Here is an 18,701-nt window from a genome sequence, read left to right on the forward strand (position 1 = left end):
TTAGTTTGTTTTTAGTGTTGAAAAGCTTCCAACATTTTAGTTATTTCCATTGGTGTTTTGGTAACTGCAATTCGTCCAGAACGTGTAAATTGTAAAATCCCAAACGCACTTAATTCTCTGTGCAATAATTCTATTTCGCTACGTCTTCCTGATTTTTCAAGTACAAAAAATTCTTTATTTACAGTGACAATTCTTGCGTTACTTTCTTTAATAATATTTTGAATTTGTCGTTCTTCAAACTGTAAATCTGATTTGATTTTGAACAGACAAGATTCTTGATAAATAGTTTCTTCTTCCGTGTGATAATAGGCTTTAATCACCTCAACCTGTTTTTCAATTTGACCAATAATTTTTTTCATTTGGTCTTCGGCTAACTTTACCACAATGGTCCATTTAGACACGTTTTCAATTTCAGAAATTGAAGAATTTATACTTTCAATGTTGATATGTCTACGTTGAAATATTGCCGAAATACGGTTTAATAACCCAGTATTATTTTCGGTATAAATAGAAACGGTATATAATTTATTTTCGCTCATAATTACTCTAATCTTACATCTGAAACACTTGCGCCTGTTGGTATCATAGGGAATACATTATCCTCTTTTTCAACCATAACTTCTAAGAAATATGGGCCTTCCGTTTCCATCATTTCTTTTACAGCATCGGCTAAATCTTCTCGTTTAGACACGCTTTTAGCATTAATATGATAGCCTTTTGCTATCGCTACAAAATCTGGGTTTTCCATTTCAGTAGATGCGTAACGTCTATCAAAAAATAGTTGTTGCCACTGTCTTACCATACCTAAAAAATTGTTGTTTAACACTACAATTTTTACTGGCACTTTGGTTTGAAAAATGGTTCCAAGTTCTTGGATGGTCATTTGATAACCACCATCACCAGCAATCATGACCACATCGCGTTCTGGTGCGCCCATTTTTGCACCAATTGCTGCTGGCAACGCAAATCCCATTGTGCCTAATCCGCCAGACGTAATGTTACTTTTAGAGAGATTAAAATCGGCATAACGACACACAATCATTTGGTGCTGACCAACATCGCTAACAATTGCTGCTTCACCTTTGGTTTGTGCATTAATCTCTTTAAGCACTTCACCCATCGTTAAGCCATCTTTTGTTGGATGCAAATCGTCTTTTATGACTTTTTCATATTCAACTTGATATAAATCTTTAAATTTTTGATGCCACTCTGTATGCGAATTTTCTTTTAAAAGTGGAAGAATTGCCGCCAAAGTATCTTTCGAATTTCCTAAAACAGCGACATCTGTTTTTACATTTTTATCAACTTCTGCTGGATCAATTTCAAAATGAATCACTTTAGCTTGTTTAGCGTATGATGCTAAGTTTCCTGTGACGCGATCATCGAAACGCATTCCGATTGCGATTAAAACATCACATTCATTTGTTAACACATTTGGTGCATAATTACCATGCATACCAACCATACCAACATTTAATGGATGCGTTGAAGGAATTGCTGAAGCCCCTAAAATGGTCCAAGCCGATGGTAACCCAGCTTTTTCTATAACAGCTTTAAATTCAGCTTCAGCTTCACCTAAAATCACACCTTGTCCCCAAACGACAAGAGGTTTTTTTGCATTATTTATCAAATCTGCAGCAGCTTGTATATCTGCTGGATTGGTTTTAGGAATTGGTTTGTAACTTCTAATTCCTGTACATTTTTCGTACTTAAAATCGAATTCTTCAAACTGCGCATCCTTAGTAATATCTATTAAAACTGGACCAGGACGACCACTTTTTGCAATATAAAATGCTTTTGCAATGACTTCAGGAATTTCTGAAGCTTTTGTGACTTGATGATTCCATTTGGTAACAGGTGTAGAGATACCAACAATATCGGTTTCTTGAAAGGCATCACTACCTAATAAGTGTGATCCAACTTGACCAGTAATACACACCATTGGTGTACTATCTATTTGCGCATCTGCAATACCTGTAATCAAGTTAGTTGCGCCAGGACCAGAAGTTGCCATAGCAACACCAACTTTACCAGAAATTCGCGCGTAACCTTGCGCTGCATGCGTTGCACCTTGCTCGTGACGTGTTAAGACGTGATGAATTTCGTTTTGAAATTTATACAACTCGTCATAAACTGGCATAATTGCGCCGCCAGGATAACCATAAAGTACATCTACACCTTCTGCTATTAAGCTACGAACAACCGCTTCGCTACCTGAAATGCGGATAGTTTTTGAAGTTGATTGCTCGTTGTTTTTTATCGTTTTTGTTTCCATAAATTCCTGCGCAGGCAGGAATCTCATCCTACCTTTTAATTTTATATTTTCTTAAGTAACACTTCAGTTTTATAATTTTATTAAAACATTTATTTTATGCTCTTTACTTTTAGATTCCTGCCTGCGCAGGAATTTGTTAAAACTCGTCGGTTACGCAACCTTTGGATGCAGATGACACTGTTTTAGCATATTTATAAAGGACACCACGATTAAATTTTAATTCTGGTGCTTTCCATGATTGTTTTCTTTGTGATAATTCTTTTTCTGAGACTTCAAGTTGAATGGTATTGGTTTCAGCATCAATTGTGATAAAGTCACCATCTTTAACTAACGCGATATTTCCACCATCTTGAGCTTCTGGTGTAATGTGACCAACCACAAAACCGTGTGTTCCTCCAGAAAAACGTCCATCGGTAATTAATGCTACGTCTTTACCTAAACCTGCACCCATAATAGCTGCAGTTGGTTTAAGCATTTCTGGCATTCCTGGTCCGCCTTTTGGTCCTTCGTATCTAATGACAACAACGTCACCTTTTTCTACTTTACCATCTCTAATACCATCGTTTGCTGCGTATTCACCTTCAAAAACTTTTGCTTTTCCGCGAAAGCGTAAACCTTCTTTTCCTGTGATTTTTGCAACACTTCCATCTTCAGCTAAATTGCCATACAACATACGTAAGTGACCTGAGATTTTTATAGGTTCTTCGATAGGTTTTATCACATCTTGACCTTCGGTTAAATCATTAACATCTAATAAATTTTCGGCTAGTGTTTTTCCTGTTACGGTTAAACAATCGCCATGAATTAAGCCTTTTTTCAATAGATATTTTAAAACCGCTGGAATACCACCAACGCGATGTACGTCTTCCATCAGGTATTTTCCGCTAGGTTTTAAATCGGCTAAAAAAGGTGTGTTATCACTGATATTTTGAAAATCTTTTAAAGTGAAATCAATATTTGCCGCACGAGCAATTGCTAAAAAGTGAAGCACTGCATTGGTCGATCCGCCTAAAATAGTCACCAAACGAATAGCGTTTTCTAAAGATTTGCGTGTAATGATATCGCTTGGTTTAATATCTTTTTCAATTAGCAATCGCATCGCTTCACCAGCTTTTATGGCTTCTTGTTTTTTCTCTTCGCCAGTTGCTGGATTTGATGAGTTGAAAGGTAAGGTCATGCCTAAAGCCTCAATTGCTGAAGCCATAGTATTTGCCGTGTACATTCCACCACAAGCACCAGCACCAGGACAAGCTTTTTCAACTATATTTTGATATTCGCTTTCATTCATGGTACCAGCGACTTTGCTTCCCCAAGCTTCGAAAGCGGAAACGACATCTAGTTTTTTTCCGTTATGGCAACCAGAATCAATGGTTCCGCCATACACCAAAATACTTGGTCTATCTAAACGAATCATTGCCATTAATGCGCCTGGCATATTTTTGTCACAACCAACAACGGTAATTAGTCCGTCGTAACTCATTGCTTGCACTACGGTTTCCATAGAATCGGCAATAATATCTCTTGATGGTAAAGAATAACGCATACCTGGTGTACCCATGGAAATTCCGTCACTTACACCAATTGTATTAAAAATTAAGCCTACAACATCTTTATTTTTTGTGCCTTGCTTAGCGAGTTTTGCTAAGTCATTTAAGTGCATATTACATGGATTACCTTCGTAACCTGTACTTGCAATACCTATAATGGGTTTATAAAAATCTTCTTTGGTTAATCCTATAGCGTGCAACATTGCTTGTGCTGCTGGCTGCGTTGGATCTTGTGTTACTGTTTTACTGTATTTATTTAGTTGACTCATTTAGTCCGTTTCTTATTTATGATTTTCTAAATTACTAATTTGACTATGCTTGACTTTTTAGTTATTGAATTATAGACTAAAGTCATAATTCAATTTAATTATTTAATATATTGATTTTCAGCTGTTTAAAACAAAACAAGTATGATACCCAATTGTTAATATTTAATCTTTTTATTTTACTTTGAACTAAAATAAACCCAACAAAAAAGCCTTCCTGAAAAAGGAAGGCTTTTAAATTTATTCTTAACTAATAGACACCATTCCTTAACACCGTGATTTAATAATCACAATGCTAATAATTGAAATGATATTTACAGTTTGTTTTTTCATCTTGATATGCAAATATTGAAATTATTTAATTAAAATCCAAATTACACGATTACACTCTAGGTAAATCACCTTCTTCTTTTAGTGGTAAATTAGATTTTCCCATTAAAAAAGCATCTACATGATGTGCTGCTTGACGACCTTCGGAAATTGCCCAAACAATTAACGACTGACCGCGACGCATATCTCCTGCAGTAAAAATACCTTTTACATTAGTTGCATAATCTTTTTCGGTTGCTTTGATGTTGGATCTAAAATCCATTTCTAGACCAAATTGTTCTGCTAAAGTTTTTTCGGCACCAGTAAAACCTAGTGCTAACAACGCTAAATCGCAGTCCCAAGTTTTTTCGGTATCTGGTAATTCTTTAAGTTCTGGTCTTTCGCCTTCTTTAAAAATCCATTCGACTTCAACCGTTTTTAAACCAATTAAATTTCCATTTTTATCTCCTAAAAATTCTTTAGTTGAAATACTAAAAAAACGTTCTACGCCTTCTTTATGAGACGTTGTCGTTTTTAATCGCATAGGCCAATAAGGCCAAGGTTGATGCGCTGGACGACCTTTAGTTGGTTTACTTAAAATTTCAAAATTTGTTACCGATGTTGCACCATGACGATTACTTGTACCGATACAATCGCTACCTGTATCGCCGCCACCAATGACAATTACTTTTTTATTTTTTGCTGAAATAATTTCATCTTCATCTATCAATCCATCAACATGTTGGTTATTTTTCTTTAGAAATTCCATTGCTTGATGCACACCTTTTAGATGGTTTCCTTTAATAGGAATATTTCGTCTAACTGTTGCACCGCCACATAAAAGAATTGCATCAAAATCTGCCTTAATCGTTTCGACACTTATATTTTGCCCAACATGAGCATTGGTTTTAAATGTTACACCTTCGTCTTCAAGAATTTTAATACGTCTATCTATAATTTTCTTTTCTAACTTAAAATCCGGAATACCATAACGCAATAAACCACCAACTTTTGCGTCACGCTCAAAAACCGTTACCATATGTCCCGCTCTATTTAATTGTTGTGCAGCTGCTAAACCTGACGGACCAGAACCTACCACAGCAACCTTTTTACCTGTACGATGCTTTGGCGGATGCGCTTGTACCCAACCTTCTTTAAAGGCGATTTCAGCAATATTTTTTTCAATATTTTCTATAGTTACTGGATCTTCATTAATCCCTAAAACACACGCTTCTTCACAAGGTGCTGGACACAAACGACCTGTAAATTCTGGAAAATTATTTGTTGAATGTAAAATTTGTGCTGCTTCTTTCCATCTTCCTTTATAGACTTTATCGTTAAAATCCGGAATTAAATTACCCAATGGGCAACCGCTATGACAAAACGGAATACCGCAATCCATACATCTAGCGCCTTGATTTTTGAGTTTTTCCTCTTTTAAAGGCACTGTAAATTCTTTATAATTTTTTAGACGATTTTCTACTTTCAAATAACCTTCGTCTTCTCTTTTATATTCTAAAAACCCTGTTGTCTTTCCCATAATTTTAAGCTTTTACAGTTTGCTCTTCTGCTATTCTTATTAATGCTTGTTTGTATTCTTCTGGTAATACCTTAATGAATTTTGGCAATTCTGTTTGCCAATTTTCGAGAATACGTTGTGCTAACGGACTTAATGTTGCGTTGTAATGATTCTCTATTAAGTCTTTTAATTCTGAAATATCTTCAGCAGTTTCAACTGGATCAAGATTTAACCCTTCTTTATTACAGTGTTTTTCAAAGGTGTTTTTTGAGTCGTAGATGTATGCAATTCCGCCACTCATTCCTGCTCCAAAATTACGACCAACTTCACCTAAAATTACAGCGCGTCCGCCAGTCATATATTCGCAACCATGATCGCCAATACCTTCTACAACAGCACTTGCGCCAGAATTTCGCACACAAAAACGCTCGCCAGCTTTTCCGTTAATATAAGCTTCACCAGAAGTAGCACCGTAAAGCGCCACGTTACCAATAATGATATTTTCTTCAGGTACTAATGTAGACTCGTCTGGCACTTTTACCACTATTTTTGCACCAGACAATCCTTTACCTAAATAATCGTTAGAGTTACCATTTATTACCAAGGTTAAACCTTTGGTTGCAAATGCACCAAAACTTTGTCCTGCAGCACCAGTAAAATTAATTTTTAACGTGTTATCTGGTAAACCTTGTGCTCCATAAATTTTTGAAATTTCGTTACTTAAAATCGCTCCGAAAGCACGATTACGATTAGTTATTTTTGATTCTAGTACTGTTTTTTCTTTTCTGAATAACGCCGGATGTGCTTGACTAATAATTTTAAAATCTAAAGCCGAATCTAATGCATGATCTTGCTTTTCGGTGTTATAAAATTTAGCGTCTTTTGGCGCATCTACTTGATATAAAATTGGCGTTAAATCTAGGCCTAAAGCCTTATAATGTTTAATGGTATTATTTCTGTTTAATTTTTGAACTTGACCGACCATTTCATTAACGGTTCTAAAACCAAGTTGCGCCATAATTTCTCTTAATTCTTGCGCTACGAAATACATGAAGTTAACCACATGTTCGGGTTTTCCTTTGAATTTTTTACGTAGTTCTGGATTTTGTGTTGCAATACCAACTGGACATGTATTTAAGTGACAAACACGCATCATAATACAACCAGAAGCCACTAATGGCGCTGTTGCGAAACCGAATTCTTCAGCACCTAAAAGACAAGCAATAGCAACATCACGACCAGTTTTTAATTGTCCATCACATTCTAAAACCACACGATTTCTCAAATCATTCATTACTAAAGTTTGTTGTGCTTCAGCTAAACCTAATTCCCATGGTAAACCAGCGTGTTTTAGTGATGTTAACGGAGATGCACCAGTACCACCATCGTGACCCGAAATTAAAATCACATCGCCTTTTGCTTTTGCAACACCAGCAGCAACGGTACCAACACCGACTTCGGATACTAATTTTACATTAATTCGTGCGTCACGATTAGCCGATTTTAAATCATAAATTAATTGTGATAAATCTTCGATAGAATAAATATCGTGATGTGGCGGCGGAGAAATTAAACCAACATAAGGTGTGGAATTACGTGTTTTTGCAATATCTGGATTTACTTTTGGACCAGGTAATTGTCCACCTTCTCCAGGTTTTGCACCTTGCGCCATTTTTATTTGAATTTCTGACGCATTGGTTAAATAATTTGAAGTCACACCAAAACGACCTGATGCAACTTGTTTGATGGCAGAGTTTTTCCAATCTCCATTTAAGTCTTTATAAAAACGCTCTTCATTTTCTCCTCCTTCACCAGAATTGGATTTTCCTCCAATACGATTCATCGCAATTGCTAAATTTTCATGCGCTTCTTTACTAATAGATCCATAAGACATTGCTCCTGTTTTGAAGCGTTTTACAATTTCTGTCCAGGGTTCGACTTCTTCTAAAGGAATTGGATCGTAGTTAGTAAATTCAAATAAGCCACGAATGGTCATTAACTGCTTGCTTTGCTCGTTAATTAAATCGGAATATTCTTTATAGGTCTTGTGCTTATTACTTCTCACAGCTTCTTGAAGTTTTGCAACAGTTAATGGATTAAACGTATGTTTTTCGCCATGACGTCTCCATTTGTATTGTCCGCCAAATTCCAAATTTAAATCAGCATCAACTTCATCTGTTTTGTAGGCTTTTTTATGACGCTTGTAAATTTCTTTTTCAATTTCGCGTAAGCCAACACCTTGTATTCTTGTTATGGTATTGGGGAAATAATCGTTTACAATTTTTGTGTTTAATCCTACACATTCAAAAAGTTGAGAACCACGATAAGAATTAAGTGTTGAAATACCGATTTTGTTCATCACTTTTAAAATACCCATTCCTATAGCTTTGTTGTAGTTTTTAATAGCTGGCAGGTAATTTAGATTTTCAATTTCTTTATTTTTAACTTGATTGTAAACAATTTCATTTACTATGTAAGGATTTATTGCACTTGCACCGTAACCAAAAAGCAGTGCAAAATGATGGACTTCTCTTGGTTCTGCCGACTCGATAATGAGGCTAACCTTGGCACGTTTACCTATTTTATACAATTCGTGATTTACATAAGAACACGCCATTAATGCAGGAATTGGTGCTAGTTTTTTGTTTACGCCTCTATCGGAAAGGATGATAATATTCCCACCTTTATCTATAGCTTTTGAAGCTTGTTTTACTAAATCTTCTAACGCTGCTTCCAATCCGTTTAAGCCTTTATCAACTTCATATAACATCGATATCGTGCTAACTACAAAATCTGGATTGTTTTTATAGTTTTTTATCTTATCTAAATCGTGTTTTGAAATGACAGGATTTTGAATTTTTAACTTTCGGCATTGATCTTCGTTAATCTTGAAAATGTTAGTGTCGCTACCTAAAGTCAAGCTAATATCTGTGATTAATTTTTCGCGAATACCATCTAATGGCGGATTTGTAACTTGAGCAAAAAGCTGTTTAAAATAGTTGTAAATCAGTTGTGGTTTTACAGAAAGCACCGCAATTGGCGTATCATTTCCCATAGATCCTATTGGCTCTTTTCCTAATTGTGCCATAGGTTTGATAATGGTGTTTAAATCTTCTTGCGTATACCCAAATACAACTTGTCTTTTGTCTAATGTATCTTCTTTATGTTTTATTGGTCCTTTTTTAGCAGGTATATCTGCTAGATGCACTAAGTTTTTATCTAACCATTTTTTGTAAGGATGTTTGGTTACAATATCTGCTTTAATTTCTTCATCATTAATAATTCGACCTTGGTTCATATCTACCAAAAACATTTTCCCAGGTTCTAAGCGACCGTGTTTTTCTATGTTTTTAGGATCAATTTCTATCACTCCAGTTTCTGAAGACATAATTACATATCCGTCTTTAGTCACAGAATATCTTGAAGGTCGTAAACCATTTCTATCCAAGACAGCACCGATATAATTACCATCTGTAAACGGTATTGATGCTGGTCCGTCCCAAGGTTCCATGATACAAGAATTATACTCGTAAAACGCTTTTTTAGCTTCAGACATTTCTGGATTTTTCTCCCAAGCTTCAGGTACTAACATCATCATAACTTCTGGTAAAGTTCTTCCTGTCATTAGTAATAATTCTACAACCATATCCATAGAAGCAGAATCTGATTTTCCTGGTATCACAATTGGGAAAATACTTTTTATATCTTCTCCAAACCAATCACTTTCCATTAATTCTTGTCGTGATAAAGTACGCGAGACATTTCCGCGAAGCGTATTAATTTCACCATTATGACACATATATCTAAAAGGTTGTGCCAAATCCCAAGTTGGAAATGTGTTAGTTGAAAAACGCTGATGCACTAACGCCAAACGCGTGACTAGTGTTGGATCTTGCAAATCTGTATAATACAGCTTAATATCTTCTGGAATTAATAGTCCTTTATATATAATTGTTTTAGCTGAAAGACTTGGTAAATAAAATCTTGAACTTTCTGAAAGTTTAGAGTTACGTATAGCATGTTCTGCTTGTTTTCTTGCTGTAAAAAGTTTTAAATTGAAATCAAAATCTGATTGTTTTTTATCGGATTTACCTACAAAGACTTGTTTTACAAAAGGCTCTGTTTCTGCTGCAATTTTACCTAAAACCGAAGTATCTACAGGTACATCTCTCCAACCTAAAATTTCTAACTCTTGTTCTTCAATATATTTTGTAAAAATATCAATACAGAAATTACGTTGATTTTCCTTTTGAGGCAAGAACATATTACTTACTGCATATTCACCAGGTTTAGACAAATTAAAACTGCAGTTTTTTACAAAAAAATCATGCGGAATATCTATTAAAATACCTGCGCCATCACCAGTTTTTCCGTCACTACTTACAGCACCACGATGTTCTAATTTTTCAAGTATTTCTAATGCTTTATGTATGATGTTATTTGATTTATTTCCTTTAAGACTGCAAATAAATCCTGCTCCACAATTGTCATGCTCAAATTCTGGAAAATAAAGGCCTTGTTGCTTTAACATAATGCAAAAATTTTTAAAGAGTTAGTTAGTTGTATTTATCCTAAGATACTGTGATACATCCTAATATGAAAGAAGTGAAATCATTTTTCCATATTTAATAATGACATTAATTTTTTATAAGATATTATCAAAATGAACCGCTAAAAAATAAGAAATAACTAATGATAATTTTCAGCAAAAAAGGCAATTTGTTGCGAAAAGGTTTTCGAAAAAGACGAAAATCAAAAATAAATTCAACGAAAATATCTATTTACTGAGATTTACTCAAAACACAGATTGAGAATTTGATAATATTTTTAATTACAAATAATTTACCCTTAATTTTTAAGGGTTTAAAATGTAAATTTAATAAAAATAAAAACATTACCCCTTAACTTTATAGGGTCAAACATCTTTTTTATTAGCTTTAACATCATGACTAACAAAAAACAACTAAATAAATGAAAAAAGTAGAAGCAATAATTAGAAAGTCTAAGTTTTCTGCTGTAAAAAAAGCACTTCATGAAGTTGGAGTGAATTTTTTTTCCTATTGGGATGTTACTGGTTTAGGTAACGAAAAGATAGGACACGTTTACAGAGGTGTATCATATAGCACAAGTGATATACAGCGTCGCTACTTATCAATTGTAGTTAATGATGAATTTTTAGACGTTACAGTACAAGCTATAATTGAAGCAGGAAAAACAGGAGATGTTGGAGACGGAAAAATCTTTGTTTCAAACATTGAAGAAGTTTATCGAATAAGAACAGGAGAAAAAGGAGGAAACACTTTAAACTAACTAACAACAAAATGGAATTATTAACCACAAATAATGTATGGATGATGATCTGTACAGCCTTAGTATTTTTTATGCATCTTGGCTTTTCTCTATTAGAAATAGGATTGACAAGACAAAAAAATACGATTAATATATTATTTAAAAACATATTTATTATCTGCGTAGGATTACTATTATATTGTTTAGTTGGATTTAATCTAATGTATCCAGGATTTGAAGAAGGCGCTTCAGGCTTTTTTGGTTTCTCTGGTTTTGGGTTAGATTCACCTGTAACTACTGAAGGCACATTAGACCTTAATTACAACCAAGGCTACACATATTGGACTGACTTTTTATTTCAAGGAATGTTTGCTGCAACAGCTGCAACTATAGTTTCTGGAGCAGTTGCCGAACGCATTAAAATTGGACCATTTATGATTTTTACAATTATATACGTAGGTTTAGTTTACCCAATTGCTGGCTCTTGGAAATGGGGAGAAGGTTGGTTAGACCAACTAGGTTTTTATGACTTTGCTGGCTCAACATTAGTACACTCCGTTGGTGGTTGGGCAGCTTTAGTTGCTGTTTGGTTACTTGGCGCACGTATTGGAAAATTTAAAGACGGAAAGTCTTTTGTAATTCTTGGTCATAATTTACCATTAGCTACTGCTGGTGTTTTAATTTTATGGTTAGGTTGGTTCGGGTTTAATGGCGGATCGGTTTTATCTGCAGATCCAACAGCAACATCACTTACTTTAGTGACTACATCTTTAGCTGCAGCAGCTGGAGGCGTTTCTTCTTTTTTAATCTCAACGTTAGCTTATAAAAACTATGATTTAACGATGTTTTTAAATGGAATTTTAGGTGGTTTAGTAGGCATTACTGCTGGCGCTGATCAAATGTCACCAACAGATGCTATATTAATTGGTGTTATTGCAGGCGGATTAATTGTTGGTGCTGTAGCATTGGTTGATAAAATTAGACTTGATGATCCTGTTGGCGCTATTGCTGTTCATTTAATTTGCGGTATTTGGGGAACATTAGCAGTAGGTATATTTGGAAATCTTGCCGGTTTTGATCAATTTTTAAACCAATTAATAGGTGTCGCTGCTTATGCTGTTTTCTGCTTAGTTACCTCTTTTATAATATTATTTACACTGAAAAAATTAACAGGCATCAGAGTCTCTGAAGATGAAGAAATTAATGGATTAGATGAATACGAACACGGTATGAGTGCGTATCCAGATTTTAGATTAAACGAACATTAGAATATTAAAATTTAAAGTGGTTTTAAGTAACTATTTTTATTTAGTTTGTTAGTTAGTGTCAAGCCTCAAAGTTGTATAAGCTTTGAGGCTTTTCCAATTTTAACAGATAAAGAAACAAAAAAAGACACTTTAAAAAGTGCCTTTTTGGAAGTTAATTTATTATAAATTTTAAGCTGAATTACGACTAGCGTTAATATTACCAAATAAAGAGCGTGTGACCATTTTTTGATACACCTCTAACTCTTTACCTTCTGTCACACCATCTTTTTGCAGCTCTTGAATTTTCTTCAAGGCATATTGTTGTATAGTTAATAGAGGCAACACGATAGACTCTCTAACATTAATTGATGCTTTTCCTGCTGGTTCTTCCTGCATTAATTCTTTATAACCAGTTAGCTTTAAAATTAAACGCTTAGAGGTTTGATACTCTTTATAAATAATATTCCAAAATTCTCCATATTCAGTATCTTCGCTCATATATTTTGTCAAATCAAAAAACGATTTTGATAGTGACATCATACTGTTTTCTATTAATGTTCTAAAGAAATTTGACGATTTAAATAAAGCTTGCACTTTATCAAATTCACCTGCATCCTCATAATATTTAAGCGCTGTTCCTACACCAAAAAATCCAGGTACATTTTGCTTTAACTGACTCCAAGACCCTACAAAAGGTATTGCTCTTAAATCTTCAAATACTAAACCTTCAGATTTTCCTCTTTTTGACGGACGACTACCGATATTTGTTTTAGCATAATATTTTAAAGTACTCATGTGCTCTAAATAAGGAATGAATTTTTCATGTTGCTTAAAACTAGAGTATGCATCGTAACTTAGTTTAGCTAAATTATCCATCACTTCTCTATTTTCTGGTACCATACGTAAATCTGTATCACTTAAACTATTGTATAATCCAGAACTTATTAACTGTTCTAAGTTATACTGGGAAGATTCTAATGTCCCAAAATTAGAACTTATTGTCTGTCCTTGAATGGTTAATTGCACTTCTTTATCCTCAATCGTTGGTCCTAAAGACGCATAGAAGTTGTGTGTTTTACCACCACCACGTGCTGGCGGTCCGCCACGTCCATCAAAGAAAATTACAGTTACATCATATTTTCTTGATACTTCAGTTAAGCGCTCTTTAGCTTTATATATTGCCCAATTTGCCATTAGATAACCACCATCTTTTGTACCGTCACTAAAACCTAACATGATGGTTTGTTTGTTACCTCTAGATTTTAAATGAGCACTATATTCTGGATTTGTATACAACTCTTCCATTACCAAATGTGCGTTTTCTAAATCTGTAATGGTTTCAAACAACGGACCAATATCTACAGTTAGTTTATCATGAAACGCTACCAGTTTAAGCATTGCAAATAACTGCATCACATTTAATGTGGTTTGGTTATTACTAATTATGTAACGGTTTGCTGCGCGCTCTCCATTATTTTCTTGGATGGTTTTTATTACCTCAATAGTCTTAAGTGCTTTTAAAGCGTCTTCATCTTTTATCAATGACAAATCCACTTTTCCTTTTACTTTAGAGAGTAATTGTACTTGTTCTTTTTCACTTAAATCGTGATAATTTTTAGGAAAAATATCACTACCGCTTTCAATTAAAGTATCAACCATAGTGTTAAACACCTTAGCATGTGCACGACTATCTTGACGGATATCTAAATTTGAAAAATGAAAACCAAACAATTTCACTTTATTAAGTAGACTTGTTAATTCATCTACGTAAAGTGATTGATGTTTTTCTATAATTACTTTTTTTATAGCTTCTAATTCTTCAGTAAAGTTTTGAAGTGTTAAATCTGATTCTTGTTGAAGCACAATACTGTATAGTTGCGACTCTAATTTTAAAACTCTATCTTCTACACCTTCAAAGGTTAACTTTCTTTTTAATCCTCTTATATCTCGATAGTAGTTTTTTATTATTGCTTCTCTTAATTTATTTGCTACTTTCAGAGTAATTTCTGGTGTAACAAACGGATTACCATCTCTATCTCCTCCTGGCCAAAAGCCGACATTAATAATATCGTTATTTACTTCTTCGCCTTCAAAAATATTACTTTGAATATAATCGAATATTTTACCAAAAGAATAGTAAAACACGTTTTCTAAATACCAAATTAAACTTACAGCCTCATCGTATGGTGTTGGCTTTTTATCTTTAAAGAAAGGTGTTTTTCCTAATTGGGCTAATAAATCGTTAATCCTTAACAAATCATTATCTTTTATTGCTTCTGTTAAATCTGTAATAATCGCTAGAACAGAACCTGGATAAAATTGAGTTGGATGCGCAGTAAGTACTATTCGCACTTTAAATTCTTCTAAATATTCACGCAGCTCGTCTAATTTTCCACTTGCTCTAGTAGATTCTTTTAAACTTCTTAACGTACCAATACCATCCATATTATTTACTACAGGAAATGCAGCATCTTCAATAGCATCAAACAAAACAACTTGTCTTTCTATATATTGAATAAACCTAAACATAAGATTTATTCGGCTTTCTTCACTTCGTCTTGCTTGGTATTTTTCAAAAAAGGTTTCTACAATTTCGGTTGGATTTTGCCCATCTTTAAAACCTTTCTGACACGTTTCATGAAACAACGGTAATAAGACACCAGTTTTTGTAATTGTATCAAAAGGCAGAGTCATAAAAATACTATTGTAGATTTGGTATTTTGACAAAACATTTTGATTAAAACGAGTTAATTTTGGCTGTAAAGGCATATTTATCTTTTATTTTTTTATTAAGCTTAAAGTTAATGAAGCTTCTTAAACTTAGCAAAGTATAACCCGTTTTTTAAGATTAAATTAGAGAAAACCTTTTCGTAATTAATATTTTTTTCTTCTTGTATTTGAAGTTATTGTTATAATAATTTTAACGTCTTACCAGTTTTTAAATTATTTTATTTTAGTACATTTGTCGCTCGAAAAAACAGAGGAAAGATTTGACTGATTGCAACCTCCATAAAAAATGCTAAAGGCAGTAATACTTCCTTGAGACGCACGTGTCAAATCTTACCTATAAATTAAATTTAAAATGGCGTATTTATTTACATCAGAAAGTGTATCTGAAGGACATCCAGATAAAGTAGCAGATCAAATTAGTGATGCTTTAATTGATAATTTTTTAGCATTTGACAAAGAAAGTAAAGTAGCTTGCGAAACGTTGGTTACGACTGGTCAAGTGGTTTTAGCTGGAGAGGTTAAGTCTAACACTTATTTAGACGTTCAAAAAATTGCAAGAGACACTATAAATAAAATTGGTTACACCAAAGGAGAATACATGTTTGACGGTAACTCTTGTGGTGTTTTTAGTGCAATACATGAGCAAAGTGACGACATAAGTCGTGGTGTAGACCGTGCTACTAAAGAAGAACAAGGCGCTGGTGACCAAGGTATGATGTTTGGTTATGCAACACGCGAGACTGAAAACTACATGCCACTTGCATTAGATTTATCTCATAAAATCTTAAAAGAATTAGCAACTTTAAGACGCGAAAACAAAGATATTACTTACTTAAGACCAGATTCTAAAAGCCAGGTAACTATCGAGTATAGTGATGATAACGTACCTCAACGTATTGATGCTATCGTAGTCTCTACACAACATGACGATTTTGCAGATGAAGCTACCATGCTAGCAAAAATTAAAAAGGATATTATTGAAATTTTAATACCAAGAGTTGTTGCAACTTTACCTGAAGAATTAAAAGGGCTATTTAATAACGACATTAAATATCACATCAATCCAACAGGAAAATTTGTAATTGGTGGACCACATGGTGACACAGGATTAACAGGTCGTAAAATTATAGTAGACACTTATGGCGGAAAAGGCGCACATGGTGGTGGTGCTTTTTCAGGAAAAGACCCAAGTAAAGTAGACCGTAGTGCTGCTTACGCAACAAGACACATTGCTAAAAATCTTGTTGCTGCTGGAGTTTGTGACGAGGTTTTAGTACAAGTAAGTTATGCTATTGGTGTTGTAGAACCAATGGGGATTTTTATTGATACTTACGGAACTTGTCCTTTTAATATGACCGATGGGGAAATTGCAGAAAAAGTCTCGAAAATATTTGACATGCGTCCAGCAGCTATCGAAGAACGTTTAAAACTACGTAACCCTATGTATAGCGAAACTGCAGCTTATGGACATATGGGAAGACAAAACGAAGTTGTTACTAAAACTTTTGAACAACCTAACGGTGAAAATGTAACATTAGATGTTGAATTATTTACATGGGAAAAACTTGACTATGTTGAAAAAGTAAAAACTGAATTTGGGTTATAATTCTTATAAATCAAAATAAAAAAAGCCTTTTCGATATGAAAAGGCTTTTTTTTACTTCCATTTTAATGGTAGATGAACTACTTTTTTGGTTTCGAAAAAATCTTCTTCAAAAAAGTCTGATATATTATAAATAGTCGTGGTTTGATAATCTTTTAATTCTTCAGTTAAATCACCGCCTTTTAAATAAATAACTCCATTTTTTAAATCATTATTCTGTGGTTTAGCTATCTTACCCTTTACCCAATGTACAAAAGTTGGCATTGCTGCAACTGCACGACTAATAATAAAATCGTAAGTTTCATTAATCTCTTCAACTCTAGTATGTGTTACTTTTACATTTTCAAGCTCTAAACCAGCCATTACTTCTCTTACAACATTTAGTTTTTTATTAATACTATCTACTAAATGAAATTGACAATTAGGAAATAAAACAGCCAACGGTATGCCCGGAAAACCGCCACCAGTACCAACATCCATCAAAGAACTTCCGTCTTTAAAATTTATAACTTTTGCAATAGCTAATGAGTGTAAAACGTGTCTTAAATACAATTCGTCAATATCTTTTCTTGACACGACGTTTATCTTTAAGTTCCAATCTTTATATAAATCTTCTAAAGCTTCAAATTGAGCAATTTGTTTCTCTGTTAAATCAGGAAAATATTTTAAAATGAGTTCCATGGGTTGTATAAAATTTAGGCAAAAATAGACATTTAACACTAAAACATTGCGCTTGCTTTTACATATTTACATATCTTTACAGCCAATAAAATTTGGCTCTTACACGTTATAAAATAAATAATTAATAGCAATGACAAAGCAAACACTTTCTTTTTCAAGAACAGATTCTGCAAACTTTTTTAGAACACTTAACAAAAGAGTAAACAAGTATTTTAAAGAAAACAACATTAAACGTACAGGAGACTGGCGTATTTGGCTTAAAACCATAGTTATGTTTACTATGTTTTTAGCTCCATATTTTTTAATTATGACCTTAAACATTCCTGGTTGGGCTCAATTACTTTTAACTATTGTTATGGGTATTGGTATGGCTGGAGTTGGTATGAATGTGATGCACGATGGTAACCATGGTTCTTTTTCTAATAAAGAATGGGTTAACCGTTTAATGGGAAGCAGCATTTACATTTTAGCCGGTAATGTTTACAACTGGCAAGTACAACACAACGTTTTACATCATACTTACACAAATATTCATGGACATGATGAAGACTTAGAAGCAGGTCGTATTTTACGTTTTTCTGAACATACAGAATGGAGAAAACACCATAAATTTCAACACTACTACTCTATCTTACTATATGGTTTATTAACCATTAATTGGGCAATTACTACAGATTGGCAACAAATGAAACGTTACATGAAACGTAAATTAGCCTATGGAAAATTTCCTAATCCTGTTTGGAATTGGAGTAAACTAGTAATTTCAAAATTAGTTTATATCGCTATTTGGATTATTATTCCTTTAGTATTTTTTGATCTTGCTTGGTGGAAGGTTCTTTTAGGCTTCTTCATCATGCATTATACAGCTGGTTTGATTTTAAGTGTTGTATTTCAATTAGCGCACGTTATGGATGAGGCTGAAATGCCACTACCAGAAAAAGATGGCACAATGAAAAACACTTGGGCAATTCACCAGTTAAAAACTACAGTTAATTTTGGCGCTAAAAGCAAAATTATTAACTGGTTTACAGGAGGATTAAATCATCAGGTTGAACATCATATATTCCCAAATATTAGTCACGTTCACTACGGTAAAATTTCCGAAATAGTAAAAAATACCGCTAAAGAGTTTAATTTACCTTACAACGAATATAAAACAACACGTAAAGCTGTTATTGCTCATTTTAAATTTTTAAAAGAAATGGGGCAAAGACCAAACACTATACAAGCATAAG

Annotated in this window: 11 protein-coding genes; 4 read left to right on the forward strand and 7 right to left on the reverse strand. The window is 33.7% G+C overall.

Translation table 11 applies throughout. The annotated features are described in order from the left end of the window. Positions 1-11 precede the first annotated feature (11 nt). The 5 genes from ilvN to gltB all read right to left on the reverse strand — a co-directional run bounded on the left by ilvN (position 12) and on the right by gltB (position 10,447). Positions 12-539, reverse strand: a complete 528-nt coding sequence (gene ilvN / locus FHS04_RS06995) for an acetolactate synthase small subunit (protein WP_181256134.1) — start codon at positions 537-539, stop codon at positions 12-14. A gap of 2 nt (positions 540-541) precedes the next feature. Continuing rightward, entirely contained in the window at positions 542-2,275 is a 1,734-nt protein-coding gene (gene ilvB, locus FHS04_RS07000; protein WP_106680067.1) for a biosynthetic-type acetolactate synthase large subunit, read from the reverse strand. A 136-nt stretch (positions 2,276-2,411) separates the two neighbouring features. Next, the gene (ilvD, locus tag FHS04_RS07005) at positions 2,412-4,091 is read right to left on the reverse strand and encodes a dihydroxy-acid dehydratase (protein ID WP_106680065.1); all 1,680 of its coding nucleotides are present in this window, start codon (positions 4,089-4,091) and stop codon (positions 2,412-2,414) included. 379 nt (positions 4,092-4,470) lie between these two features. After that, on the reverse strand, positions 4,471-5,937 hold the full coding sequence (locus FHS04_RS07010; RefSeq protein ID WP_106680063.1) for a glutamate synthase subunit beta: 1,467 nt from the start codon (positions 5,935-5,937) through the stop codon (positions 4,471-4,473). Between the two features lie 4 nt (positions 5,938-5,941). Next, positions 5,942-10,447: a glutamate synthase large subunit gene (gene gltB, locus FHS04_RS07015; protein WP_106680061.1), complete on the reverse strand. Its 4,506-nt coding sequence runs from the start codon at positions 10,445-10,447 to the stop codon at positions 5,942-5,944. A 440-nt stretch (positions 10,448-10,887) separates the two neighbouring features. On the opposite strand from gltB, the gene FHS04_RS07020 reads away from it, so the two are divergent. Together FHS04_RS07020 and FHS04_RS07025 are read left to right on the forward strand one after the other, a co-directional pair. Continuing rightward, entirely contained in the window at positions 10,888-11,226 is a 339-nt protein-coding gene (locus tag FHS04_RS07020) for a P-II family nitrogen regulator (protein WP_106680059.1), read from the forward strand. An 11-nt stretch (positions 11,227-11,237) separates the two neighbouring features. Beyond that, entirely contained in the window at positions 11,238-12,473 is a 1,236-nt protein-coding gene (locus FHS04_RS07025) for an ammonium transporter (protein ID WP_106680057.1), read from the forward strand. 168 nt (positions 12,474-12,641) lie between these two features. Here FHS04_RS07025 and FHS04_RS07030 read toward each other — a convergent pair whose 3' ends face one another. Beyond that, positions 12,642-15,221, reverse strand: coding sequence for a phosphoenolpyruvate carboxylase (locus FHS04_RS07030; RefSeq protein WP_106680055.1), 2,580 nt, complete (start codon positions 15,219-15,221; stop codon positions 12,642-12,644). A gap of 313 nt (positions 15,222-15,534) precedes the next feature. On the opposite strand from FHS04_RS07030, the gene metK reads away from it, so the two are divergent. Next, positions 15,535-16,788, forward strand: a complete 1,254-nt coding sequence (gene metK / locus FHS04_RS07035; protein ID WP_106680053.1) for a methionine adenosyltransferase — start codon at positions 15,535-15,537, stop codon at positions 16,786-16,788. Between the two features lie 51 nt (positions 16,789-16,839). Here the strand turns inward: metK and rsmG are convergent, their stop codons facing one another. Continuing rightward, positions 16,840-17,466: a 16S rRNA (guanine(527)-N(7))-methyltransferase RsmG gene (gene rsmG / locus FHS04_RS07040; RefSeq protein WP_106680051.1), complete on the reverse strand. Its 627-nt coding sequence runs from the start codon at positions 17,464-17,466 to the stop codon at positions 16,840-16,842. A gap of 130 nt (positions 17,467-17,596) precedes the next feature. Between rsmG and FHS04_RS07045 the strand changes: the two genes are divergently transcribed. Then, positions 17,597-18,700 (forward strand): fatty acid desaturase family protein, encoded by a 1,104-nt coding sequence (locus tag FHS04_RS07045; protein WP_027881053.1) that lies wholly within the window; start codon positions 17,597-17,599, stop codon positions 18,698-18,700. Position 18,701 lies beyond the last annotated feature (1 nt).

This window comes from Mesoflavibacter zeaxanthinifaciens subsp. sabulilitoris (assembly GCF_014191595.1).
Lineage (GTDB): Bacteria > Bacteroidota > Bacteroidia > Flavobacteriales > Flavobacteriaceae > Mesoflavibacter > Mesoflavibacter zeaxanthinifaciens.